Origin of the sequence: Lysinibacillus sp. BF-4 (assembly GCF_000743635.1) — a bacterium.
GTDB classification, from domain to species: domain Bacteria; phylum Bacillota; class Bacilli; order Bacillales_A; family Planococcaceae; genus Metalysinibacillus; species Metalysinibacillus saudimassiliensis.
Window position 1 is genome coordinate 39,055 of sequence record NZ_JPUW01000014.1, and the last position, 12,146, is coordinate 51,200.

12 protein-coding genes and 1 other annotated feature are annotated in these 12,146 nt (G+C 40.3%); all 12 genes read right to left on the minus strand.

The annotated features are described in order from the left end of the window. Positions 1 to 29 precede the first annotated feature (29 nt). The 12 genes from greA to CH76_RS06770 all read right to left on the minus strand — a co-directional run bounded on the left by greA (position 30) and on the right by CH76_RS06770 (position 11,858). Positions 30 to 518 carry a transcription elongation factor GreA gene (gene greA, locus CH76_RS06715; RefSeq protein WP_036144504.1) on the minus strand — a complete coding sequence of 163 codons (489 nt, stop codon included), beginning with the start codon at positions 516 to 518 and terminating at the stop codon, positions 30 to 32. Between the two features lie 168 nt (positions 519 to 686). Beyond that, on the minus strand, positions 687 to 1,304 hold the full coding sequence (gene udk, locus CH76_RS06720; RefSeq protein ID WP_036144508.1) for a uridine kinase: 618 nt from the start codon (positions 1,302 to 1,304) through the stop codon (positions 687 to 689). Then, the gene (locus CH76_RS06725; RefSeq protein ID WP_036144510.1) at positions 1,304 to 2,584 is read right to left on the minus strand and encodes a U32 family peptidase; all 1,281 of its coding nucleotides are present in this window, start codon (positions 2,582 to 2,584) and stop codon (positions 1,304 to 1,306) included. Before CH76_RS06725 ends, udk begins: the two co-directional genes overlap by 1 nt. A gap of 13 nt (positions 2,585 to 2,597) precedes the next feature. After that, positions 2,598 to 3,521, minus strand: coding sequence for a peptidase U32 family protein (locus tag CH76_RS06730; RefSeq protein WP_036144512.1), 924 nt, complete (start codon positions 3,519 to 3,521; stop codon positions 2,598 to 2,600). A gap of 5 nt (positions 3,522 to 3,526) precedes the next feature. Next, positions 3,527 to 4,153: an O-methyltransferase gene (locus CH76_RS06735; RefSeq protein ID WP_036144513.1), complete on the minus strand. Its 627-nt coding sequence runs from the start codon at positions 4,151 to 4,153 to the stop codon at positions 3,527 to 3,529. Between the two features lie 138 nt (positions 4,154 to 4,291). Then, positions 4,292 to 5,386, minus strand: a complete 1,095-nt coding sequence (gene mltG / locus CH76_RS06740) for an endolytic transglycosylase MltG (RefSeq protein WP_200877339.1) — start codon at positions 5,384 to 5,386, stop codon at positions 4,292 to 4,294. A 166-nt stretch (positions 5,387 to 5,552) separates the two neighbouring features. Next, on the minus strand, positions 5,553 to 5,840 hold the full coding sequence (locus CH76_RS06745) for a DUF1292 domain-containing protein (RefSeq protein WP_036144517.1): 288 nt from the start codon (positions 5,838 to 5,840) through the stop codon (positions 5,553 to 5,555). Between the two features lie 18 nt (positions 5,841 to 5,858). Beyond that, a complete protein-coding gene (gene ruvX / locus CH76_RS06750) occupies positions 5,859 to 6,275 on the minus strand; it encodes a Holliday junction resolvase RuvX (RefSeq protein WP_036144519.1) in 417 nt (138 codons plus the stop codon). Beyond that, positions 6,272 to 6,544, minus strand: coding sequence for an IreB family regulatory phosphoprotein (locus tag CH76_RS06755; protein WP_036144521.1), 273 nt, complete (start codon positions 6,542 to 6,544; stop codon positions 6,272 to 6,274). Before CH76_RS06755 ends, ruvX begins: the two co-directional genes overlap by 4 nt. A 75-nt stretch (positions 6,545 to 6,619) precedes the next feature. Further along, the gene (gene alaS, locus CH76_RS06760; RefSeq protein WP_036144523.1) at positions 6,620 to 9,247 is read right to left on the minus strand and encodes an alanine--tRNA ligase; all 2,628 of its coding nucleotides are present in this window, start codon (positions 9,245 to 9,247) and stop codon (positions 6,620 to 6,622) included. Positions 9,248 to 9,294: 47 nt separating this feature from the next. Further along, positions 9,295 to 9,495 (minus strand) — a binding site (T-box leader). Positions 9,496 to 9,521: 26 nt separating this feature from the next. Then, positions 9,522 to 11,207, minus strand: coding sequence for a GGDEF domain-containing protein (locus tag CH76_RS06765; RefSeq protein WP_036144526.1), 1,686 nt, complete (start codon positions 11,205 to 11,207; stop codon positions 9,522 to 9,524). 87 nt (positions 11,208 to 11,294) lie between these two features. Next, positions 11,295 to 11,858, minus strand: a complete 564-nt coding sequence (locus tag CH76_RS06770) for a class I SAM-dependent methyltransferase (protein ID WP_152553301.1) — start codon at positions 11,856 to 11,858, stop codon at positions 11,295 to 11,297. Positions 11,859 to 12,146: the final 288 nt, after the last annotated feature.

Sequence of the window (12,146 nt, forward strand, 5' to 3'; positions counted from 1 at the left end):
AGCTGCCGTATTACGACAGCTCCTGACAATTATTTAATAGTAAGAATGCGTACGTCCATCTCGCCGCCTGGTGTTTGAATCTTAACCGTTGCATTTACTTCTTTGCCGATTAAGCCTTTAGCAATTGGTGAGTCATTTGAGATTAAGCCCTCTAATGGGTCTGCCTCTGCTGAACCTACGATTGTATATGTTTCTTCAAAGTCTGACGCTTTGCCATCCACGATTTCAACAAATGTAACCGTTTTCCCAAGTGACACTGTTCCATTGTTTGATTCATCTTCGTTGATGATAACAGCGTTACGAATCATTGACTCTAATGTCGAGATACGACCTTCTACGAATGCTTGGTCTTCCTTAGCTGAATCGTACTCTGAGTTCTCCGATAAGTCACCGAAGCTACGCGCTACTTTAATACGTTCAACTACTTCTTTACGCTTTTCGGTAATTAAGTATTCTAATTCTTCTTCTAACTTGCGTTTCCCCGCTTCAGTCATTGGGTAAGTTTTTTCGTTTGACAACGTGTTCCACTCCTTCGTAAATACCTTCATAAAACTATTAGATACGCTACATAAACATAAAACTCGATTAGCGCCTGCGCTAATCGAATTTTACATACGTATGCTTCCAATATTTGCATTAGCATAATACAGCTTGTCGCATTTGTCAATCTTTATTGCACTAAAGTGTTACTTTGCTAAAATTGTATTAATTTTTGTAATTAACAAATCAATTGCTACAACATTTTCGCCACCTTCTGGCAAAATGATGTCCGCAAAACGTTTAGTAGGCTCAATAAAATGAATGTGACTTGTACGGACAGTCGTTAAATATTGCTCAATAACAGAGTCCGTTGTGCGTCCACGCTCTTTAATATCGCGTAAAATACGACGAATAATACGTAAATCCGAATCTGTATCCACAAATATTTTCATATCCATAATGTTGCGTAGGCGTTCGTCATCTAAAATAAGCATACCTTCGACGATTATAACGTCAGCTGGCGCAATATGTTCCACGTTTTCGGCACGCGTGTGCTTAACGTAATCATAAATTGGCTTATCAATTGGCTCGCGCTTAAGCAGCGTCTCTAAGTGCGTGATAAGTAAGTCATTATCAAAAGCTGACGGGTGATCATAATTAGTTTTTAAACGCTCATCAAACGTTAAATGTGATTGATCTTTATAGTAATAATCTTGCTCAATAACAACGACAGATTGATTATGAAACGTTTGCTTAATCGTTTGTGTTACTGTTGTTTTACCTGAGCAAGAACCGCCCGCAATACCGATGACGATAGGTTTCATCAAGCATTCTCCTTACGCATCATGTTTTCTGGGTAGAGCTTGTGCTCACATTTAAAAGTAACAATTTGTAATGGGTGGCGTGCTGCATCAAGTGATACGCCGTCCTCATCAAATACCTCATCAATTACTACGCGGAAGTTTGCGATTTCTGGACCGAAGAACTCTACTTCATCGCCTGGCTTAAAGTAATTACGTTGTTCTAATGTCACCATTTGTGTAGTTTCGTCATAGGCTACAACGCGACCAACAAATTCGTATTTTGTTTTACGTCCATGCTCGCCAAACATTTGCTCCTCATGACCTGGTGCATCATGGAAAAATGCCTCCGCTGCTTCACGGTTAGCACATTTATCTAGTTCTTCTAACCATTCGCGCTTAATTTTAAAGTTATCAGGGTCTGCACAGTAGGCATCAATAACTTTACGGTATACTGATACAACTGTTGCTACGTAGTGAATTGACTTCATACGCCCTTCAATTTTAAGTGAATCAATGCCAAGCTCAATCATATGTGGAATGGCCTCAACTAGTTTTAAATCTTTTGGGCTCATAGCAAATGGCTCATGGTTTTCTTCATATAATGCTTTTTCTTCGCCATCTTCTAACTCATATAAATCATAATCCCAACGACATGATTGACAGCAACCACCACGGTTAGAGTCACGTGCTGTCATATGGTTAGATAGTACACAGCGACCTGAGTAAGCAATGCACATTGCCCCGTGAATGAAGGCTTCAATTTCAATATCAACTTTTTCTTTCATTAGGCGCATTTCTTCGCCGCCTACTTCACGTGCAAGTACGACGCGGTGTAAACCTTCATCCTTCCAATACTTCACAGCTTTCCAGTTAGATAGGGATTGCTGTGTTGATAGATGGATTTCTAATTTTGGTGCATGTTTGCGACATGTTTCGATAATGAGTGGGTCAGCTACGATAATACCCGTAACGCCAGCACCTTCAATTGCTTGTAAGTACTCAATTAAACCATCCATATTTTCGTTATGGGCAAAAATATTTGTTGTTACATAAATTTTAGCATTGTATTTGTTCGCAAATTCTACACCTTCGCGCATATCCTCAATTGAGAAATTATCCGCATTTGAGCGTAAACCAAACTCGCGACCTCCAATAAACACTGCGTCTGCACCGTAGTGTACCGCTACTTTTAATTTTTCAAGACTACCTGCTGGTGCAAGTAACTCTGGCTTTTTCGTAATCACGCGTTTTCCATCAACGAGTGAGCGAATTTTATCATTTTGTTGTAAAGCTAGTGCCACTTTACTTACCCCCTTAGTAAACTGTTTCCTTAAAGATAAAGCCTGTATCAAGCGGACGGTGTGCCGGTTGGATTTCCTCTACGGCTTGTTGAAGCTCGTCGCGCATATCATCATACGTGCCGTCTACATACGCATCAATTGCTTTGCGGTATAGTGCCGTCACCTGTGTAATATAATCAGCTGTTTGTAATACGCCATCAATTTTAAAGGCGTCAATTTCTGCATCCATTAGCTCGTCAATTTCATCAATAATACACATGTCATTTGGGCTAAAGATATGCGTGCCATTTGCATCTTCATAAATTGGGTATTTATTATTACGCTCATCGTCATGTAAAAACATATTACGGTCCTCTTGGCGATTTTCGACTTCCATCACCTTATCTTGGTAAAGGAAGTAATGGCCTAGTAACGGGCGCTTTGATTGGAACATACACGTCATACCATGTACTTGCACCTCAATCGCTACGTTAGCATTCTCTTTAATTTCAACAACTTCATCCATAGAAAGCTCGCGCGCTAAAACAGCACGGTTTGCGCCACGCTCGCCCCAATAGTTTGCTGTGAACCAGTTCGTTGCTGTTGTTTCTGGGTTCCAATGTAATGGAATGGTAATATCATTTTCGCGACATGCCATAATCACAGCCGGGTCTCCGTATATAAAGCCATCGACCTCAAGTTTAGCTACTTCTACCATATAAGCGTCAAGTGCTTCGATTAATTCATTATGGAATAATGCGTTAACTGCTACATAAATTTTTTTGCCAGCCGCATGTACAAGCGCTGTTGCCTCTTTAATTTGAGCTACAGTAAATTCACCTGCTAAGCGTAGCCCAAACATTTGTTCACCTACTACAAATGCATCTGCACCTGCTTCAAGTAACGCTTCGATATGCGCGACTGATTTTGGTGTTACAAGTAATTCTGGTTTTTTCAATTTGGTCACCTCTTCAAACATAATAATAAACCATCACCAACGGGTAAAAATGCACTCGTATAATCCGGGTGCGCCGTGATCCAGTCTGTAAAATTTTTTAAATTACGTATCATTGTACGTTTACGGCGCGGGACGTCCTTTAAAGCTAAATCCGACAAGCCATGCATATACATATTATCAATATAAAGCACACCGCCTGATGGCACGAGCGCCTCGTATTTTTCGAAAAAGCGCTGGTACTGTCCTTTTGCTGCATCAATAAAAATAGCATCATAACTCGCCTGCGGTACGTCTACCTCTAGCGCATCACCCTCAATTAAAGTAATGCGATTACCTACCTCTGAACGCGCTAAAAACGCCTTAGCCGCTTCAATACGGGGCGCATCTCGTTCAATGGTAACGATTTCGACAGTAGGCAGTGCCTCTGCCATGCGTATTGCTGAATAACCAATAGCTGTGCCAATCTCCAAAATCCTTGCTGGCTTTTGAATGCGTAATAATTGATTTAATGCATCAATTGCCGCAAGTTGCATAATTGGCACATGGTTGGCCTCGGCGTATTGCTCCATCTCTTGCAAGAGCGCGCTACGCGGTTGCACAAATGAATTAATATATGCATCTGACAACTCCATAAATTTGACACCTCATTATCAAAAAACAGCGAGTACGCACTCGCTGACTAAATTTATTAGCTACTGAAAATCATTGCTTATCGTAACACGAAAGGAAGCGTACTGACAAGTTGCCTGTACGCTTACCCTAAGCCTTACTTATTGTGGAATATATTTCTTCTCATTTGCTTGATGTTCCTCGTAGGTTTTTGCAAAATGGTTAACCCCGTCTTTATCTGCTAAGAAGTAGAAATACTCTGTTGATGTTGGATTTAATGTTGCTTGAATTGATACATCGCCAGGTGCCGCAATTGGTCCTGGTGTTAGCCCTTTATTTTTATAGGTGTTATATGGGTTGTCTACCTCTAAATCTTTATACAACACAACGTCCTTATGCTCACCTAGTGAATATAATACCGTTGGGTCAGTTTGTAGTGGCATATCTGCGCCAATACGGTTATAAAATACACTCGCAATTGTTTCGCGGTCTGTTTGTGCGGTAGCTTCCTTCTCTAGTAATGATGCAAATGTTAATAGTTCATGCGGTGTCATTTCGCGCTCTTGCATTAACCCTTTATATTGCATAACGGTATCATTCATTGTGCTAATCATTGTTTCAGCAATACCTTCAACGGTTGGATTTTCGTCAAAAATTGGGTAGGTTGCAGGATATAAATAGCCTTCTAGTTTATAACGAATGTTTTCGCCATCTACAGCATCTGTTACTAGTTCTGGATAGGTTGCCTTCATTTTTTCGACAAAGGTATCACTCGTTACAACGTCCATAAATTGTTTTGCTGTAAAGTCCGTATGTTTGGCTACAACTGCACCGATTTGGTCGAGCGTTAAGCCCTCTGGCACCGTCATTTTAAAAATAGGCTCGCGGTAAATTGTACCTGTTTTTAAACTCTCGATAATTTCGTCTAATGTCATCGCCTGCGTTAAACCATACGTGCCTGCTTGAAAGCTTGATTCATTTTTAAATTTCGTATAGTATTTAAAAATTTTAGCGCTCTTAATAACGCCCTTATCTGCTAGCTCATTCGCAATAAGTGATAGTCCTGAACCAATTGGGATTTCGACTTGAATTTTTTCTGTGGCGCTTGGGTCTACAGGTTTTAACGCACTCTTTACGTATAAATAGCCACCGCCGACAACAAGTAAGCATATGACAATAATGCCTAGTGCTATTTTGCCTACAATATTTCGCACAAACTTCACCTCTTCTTGTTTCGCTTGCATGGTGTCATGCATTTTTTTGCGTTTATCTTCATCTAACACGAAATTTCCCCCTTACTACTACCTAGTTATCATACTAAAAATCGAAACAGTAAACAATTGCATTTATTATAGACGCCATTTCCCTCATTTAGTTACAAAAAAAGAAGCGACCGCTAAGGGTCGCTTCATGTAGATTGAACTATTCTTCGTCTTCAAACTCATCTTGTAATGTGTTTAAAACTTCTTCAATCATTTCCCACTCGTCTTCAGTTTCGATAGGCTGTAAATCGCCGCCCTCGTCGCCTTCTGATGGTGTGAATGAAGAGGCATGGATTTCGATGTTGCCTTCTTCGTCCTCGCTGCCTACTAGGTAGTAAAGTACATATGATTTATTATGTTTCTCTGAATCAAATGTGTACATTACCTCGCATAAATGCTCATCGCCGTTGTCGTCGATTACTGTGATGTGTTGTTCACCATGTTCCATTATTGGACACCTCTTTTTCTAATTTTTGCTATCAAGATAACCCTGTAAAATCATTACAGCTGCCATCTTATCAATAACTTGTTTACGCTTTTTACGACTCACGTCCGCGTCGATTAAAACGCGCTCCGCTGCCATCGTTGTTAAACGCTCGTCCCATAATACCACAGGTAGTGCGAAAGTTTCTTCTAAAAGGGCTTTATATGCCTCAGAAGCCTCCCCGCGCGGGCCAATTGTGTTATTCATGTTCTTTGGGTACCCTACGACAAAGCTTGTTACGTTATGCTGTTTTACTAATTCTGCAATACGTGCAATGCCAAATTCGCCCTTTTCTTCGTTGATTTTAATCGTTTCGATGCCTTGTGCTGTCCAGCCAAATGCGTCGCTAATTGCTACGCCTACTGTTTTTGTACCGACATCTAATCCCATTGCCTTCATTTTTTCGCCTCGTTATTTTCTCTAATATAAAACTTAACGAGTTCTTCTAAAATCTCGTCGCGTTCTAGTTTACGAATTAAGTTTCGTGCATCTTGGTGGCGAGGGATGTACGCCGGATCACCTGAAAGTAAGTACCCTACTATTTGGTTAATCGGGTTGTACCCCTTTTCTTCTAGTGAATTATGCACCTGTAGCATAACTTGCTGTACTTCTTGCGCCATCGACTCATCTGGAAAACTAAACTTCATCGTTTGATCAAACTTATTCATATCCAGCACCTCGCTTTCAGAAGGGGGTGCTACAATAGCACCTTTCCTCTTAGTATACTCGATTACTGTTTTTAATTAAATAGATTTGACGTATTCGTAAACAGATTGTAATGCGTTAGGTAAAGCAGCCGCATCTTTTGCACCAGCCATTGCCATATCAGGACGACCGCCGCCTTTACCTCCACAAGCTTCTGCTACTTGTTTAACAATGTTACCAGCATGGTAATCTTTGCCCGCTAATTCTTTCGAAACACCCGCACAAAGCATAACTTTACCGTCAGCTACTGCACCAAGTACGATAACTGCATTAGACATTTTAGCCTTTAAATCATCCATCATTTGACGAAGTTGACCATTATCTTTAGCCTCTACTTGTGTGGCAAGAACGGTAACCTCACCAATTTTTTGGGCTGCGTCTACAATTGCACCTGCTTGAGCATTGGCAATTTTTTGCGATAATGCTTCGTTTTCACGCTGTGCTTCTTTTAACTCAGCTTGTACTGCTGTCACACGTGTTGCCACGTCTTTTGTTGCTTTTGCTTTTAATAATTGCGCTGCCTGCTCTAAAACATGTTGCTCTTCTTTAGCTGCCTCGTATGCACCTTTACCTGTTACTGCCTCAATACGACGTGTACCTGCACCAATACCGCCCTCTGAAACAATTTTAAACATACCAATTTCAGACGTGCGTGCTACGTGTACACCACCACAAAGCTCGATAGAATAATCATCAACAGCTACAACACGTACAATATCGCCGTATTTTTCGCCGAATAATGCCATTGCACCCATCGCTTTAGCTTCGTCAATTGCTTTATTGGCAATCACAAGCTCGATGTCATCCCAAATTTTTTCGTTTACAATACGTTCGATTTTTTCTTGTTCTTCTTTTGTAACAGGACCGAAATGTGAGAAGTCAAAACGTAAACGGTCAGGACCAACGTAAGAACCTGCTTGGTTAACGTGCTCACCTAATACATCTTTTAAGGCACGTTGTAATAAGTGGGTTGCCGTATGGTTTTTCACTGTTTTATTACGCGCTGTACGGTCTACCGTAGCTGTTACAGCATCGCCTACATGCATTTCGCCACTTGTAATCACTACCGTGTGTAAGTTTTGACCATGCGGTGCTTTTTTAACGTCTTTCACTTGTGCTGTAAAGCCATCATTAGCAATCGTACCCTCATCGGCAATTTGACCACCTGACTCTGCATAAAATGGTGTTGTTGCTAAAATAACAAGTACCTCATCGCCTTCTGATGCTACAGTTGCTTGTTCACCATTTGCTACAATAGCGGCTACTGTTGTTTCCGCATGTAGCGTGTCATAACCTACAAATTCACTTGCCACTGTTAAGTTAGCTAGCACCTCAGATTGCACTTGCATTGAGTCCACATCTTGACGCGCTGCACGTGCACGCGTACGTTGTGCCTCCATCGCTTTATCAAAACCTTCGTGGTCAACTGTCATGCCTACTTCTTCTGCATACTCCTCTGTTAACTCTACAGGGAAGCCATACGTATCATATAAGCGGAATGCATCTTCACCTGGGATGAAGTTGTGTCCTGCTTCTTTTTGTGCTTTTACTACATCATTAAAAATAGCTAAACCGCCATCTAATGTCTCGTGGAAGCGGTCTTCTTCATTTTTAATTACGCGTTGGATAAAGGCTTCTTTTTCTGTTACCTCTGGGTAGAAGTCAACCATAATTGCGCCTACAGTTGGCACTAAATCAAACATAAATGGTTTTTCGATACCTAGTTGTTTTGCATAGCGTACTGCACGACGTAATAAACGACGTAATACATAGCCGCGTCCTTCGTTTGATGGTAACGCACCGTCACCAATCGCAAACGCTACTGTACGGATATGGTCAGCGATTACTTTAAATGCTACATCTTGCTCATCTGTCTCACGGTATTTTTTACCCGAGATTTTTTCCACTTGCTCAATGATTGGCATAAATAAATCTGTATCAAAGTTAGTTGGCACATCTTGTACAACAGATGCCATACGCTCTAGGCCCATACCTGTATCAATATTTTGCTTTGGTAGTGGCGTGTACGTACCATCTGGATTGTGGTTAAATTGTGAGAATACAAGATTCCAGATTTCAAGGTAGCGTTCATTTTCGCCACCTGGGTAAAGCTCTGGATCTGTAAGGTCAGCACCGTAGCTCTCACCGCGGTCATAAAAAATCTCCGAGTTTGGACCTGATGGACCTTCACCAATATCCCAGAAGTTACCCTCTAGACGGATTAAACGTTCTTCAGGAATGCCAATTTCATTTTTCCACACATCATAAGCCTCTTGATCTTCAGGATGTACAGTAATTGATAGTTTTTCTGGGTCAAAGCCCATCCATTTTTTATCCGTTAAAAATTCCCACGCATAATGAATCGCTTCTTTTTTAAAGTAATCCCCAATTGAGAAGTTACCTAGCATTTCAAAGAATGTATGGTGACGCGCTGTTTTACCAACGTTTTCAATATCGTTGGTACGAATTGATTTTTGTGCATTGGTAATGCGAGGGTTGTCAGGTGTTACGCGACCATCAAAATATTTTTTTAATGTTGCTACACCTGAGTTAATCCATAATAACGAAGCATCATCAATTGGCACAAGTGGTGCTGATGGCTCGATTTGGTGTCCCTTTTCAACGAAAAAGTCTAAATATAACTTACGAATGTCTGCTGCTTTCATATAGGTTCCTCCTAAGGTTTTGTTCACAAAAAAACCCCGCCCCTATGTAAAGGGACGAGGATTAGTCGCGGTACCACCCTAATTTACAGCGTTAGCTGTCTCTTAGTTACTGTAACGTAGTTTTACGGCAAGTTTAAGCTTGCAACTCGGAAGTAGCTTTCGGTAATGCTTGCGTAAGGTTTTTACAGCCAAGAAACCTCTCTCTACAACGCCCGGGCAATACGTACTTTCTTCGTCAATGTTTTTACTTTATACACGCAATTATAAGAAAGTTTTACTGCGGTGTCAACGGCTCGTGCGTAAACAGCAAGCTTAAAAACTCTGCGCTTGGAATTGGTCGGCTAAATAAATAACCTTGCAATAAATCACAGCCGACATCGGCCGTTAATTTTTGCTGCGTTGCGGTTTCGATACCTTCTGCTACAACTTGCATATTTAAACGATGTGCTAACGATACTAGTGCTGTTGTCACCTCAAAGCTCGTATAATCCGTTTCAATATCATTAATCATTGAACGGTCAAGCTTTAACACATGCGGCTTTAAGTCTAAAATTTTAGAAAAAGAAGAATAACCCGCACCAAAATCATCAAGTGAAATATTTACACCTAACGCGCGTAAGTCCTCCACTGTTTTTAAGAAAATACTTTTCTTTGTAATTTCGATCGTTTCGGTAATTTCAATCGTTAAGTAGGCTGGCGCAACACCTGATAGTAAAAGCTCCTCGCGTACAACAGCTACAATCTCTTCATTAAATAATTGTACAGCCGACATATTTAATGAAGCTCGGATTTCGTGCCCCGCCTTATGCCACTCCGCTAGCTGTCGACATACTTGACGTACAATCCACTCTCCCACGGGAATAATGAGCCCTGTTTCTTCTAATGCTGGGATAAATTCATTGGGCGGGATAATGTTCCATTCGGGATGTACCCAACGAATTAAAGCTTCTGCCGAAATAATTTGTGTTGTTTTAGCACATACAATTGGTTGGTAGTACAGCGTAAATTGCTCCTCCTCAATTGCACGTAATAATTCATTGCGTAGGGTAAACATACGGTACGCTTTTTCACTCGCAAAAGGAGTGTATACCTCGAGCTGAAAATCTTCCTTTTGGCGTGCAATTTGTAAAGCTTGTGAGGTGGATAGCATAACCTGTTTATAGGTTTTACCTGCTTCAGGATAAAAGCTCGCACCTACACTAATGCTAATTACTAGCTGGTACTCTTGTATTAATACTTGCCCATTAATACAACGCAATAACTCCTTGCCTAATGCTTCAACTTCTGCCACGTCTGCCAAGCGGCGTACTACAATACCAAACGCATCCTCTTCAAGTCGTGCAAAAAAGGTAATACGCTCACCAAGTAGGCTCTCTACACGTTTTACTACATTGACTAATACTTGGTCACCAACGTCGCGTCCCAACATATCATTAACAATTTTCAAATCATTAATATCAATTTTAAATACTGTGAAAGGCTGCTCATTATGACGCTTCATAAGATTTGTTACATAACGTTCAAAACCCTTAATATTAGGAATTTGCGTTAAATCATCAATATACACTGCCTCAAGTTGTTGCTTATGTTTTTTCTTCATGCTAGTAACATCAAAAAAACTCCATATAATATGGCGATTGAAGCGCCTTGCTACATAGTAAATATAACGCTTACGGTCACTCGCATCCCGCATCGTTGTATCTCCCTTAATTTCGTTAATCTCTTTACTAAGCAAGTTTTGTAAAGCTTGTGCTACGTACAACTGATCTTTTTGTTTAATATATGAAAAAATACTTTTATTTATCATGCTACCTGGCTCATAACCGTAATTTTGCAAAATAGATTCACTTTGAAATTGGATATAGCCTTCTTCGCTAATAATAAGCGTATTTTCTAAAGAAGTTGCTGCCAACACTTCTTGTAATTTTTTAGTTTGCTTGATGCCACTATTTATCGCCATGTACATTCCTGCCTTTCTCTGTCGCAAAGCTTAGTATACATCCCCATTATTAAGCTACTGTAAATAAGCATTGCGTGCATTTTTTCCTTACTTTAGCTTTTCAAGTAAAAGTAAATAAGGTGCATTATTTCGTTGATTAATTAACTCATACCTCGCTACATGCACTACCGATTGTTCAAGTTGACTGAGTGCTGCTAGTAGCGCGCTAGACTCCGCTCCGCCGTCATGTCCTTCATATACGGAAACCGTAATAATGCCGCCACACTTTAATGATTGCAATATTGCGTTAATTGCTTGTATAGTTGTTTGTGCCTTCGTCGTAATACCCGTATCGGTATAGGGCAAATAACCTAAATTAAAGGTTGCTGCTGCGATAGGGTGTTTTACATATTGCAGGACATTCTCATGCCCGTCATGAATCAATTTTACACGTGATTGTAGTGGACCTAATTTTTGTGCAGTTGCTGCTAATGCCTCTTGTTGGACATCGAAAGCATACACACAGCCTGCATCGCCTACAAGCTCTGCTAAATAGCGAGTTTCATTGCCATTGCCAGCCGTAGCATCAATAACTGCATCGCCTGATGCAACCACTTTTGCTAAAAAACGCTTTGCCATCGGTAGGATACGATGGACAGTAATTTGTGTCATAAAATATCGTCACTCTTTCAGAAATTTTACTAGACCTAAGCCTATAATAGCATACTGACTTACCGTTTAGCGAATATATATTAAGGCGCTTGTCTCATTTTCAAAATAGTACTTTATTGTTATGTATAGTAACTTTATCGCAAACATAAAAGAAGATTTTTGTAAAAATAACAATTATATTTAACTATGCCAACACTATACTGCATAATTAAAACTAGCTAAGGTGAATTATTTATTATTTAACAATATAATTAAACAACAAAAACCCTTACACTTATTGGTTAAAGT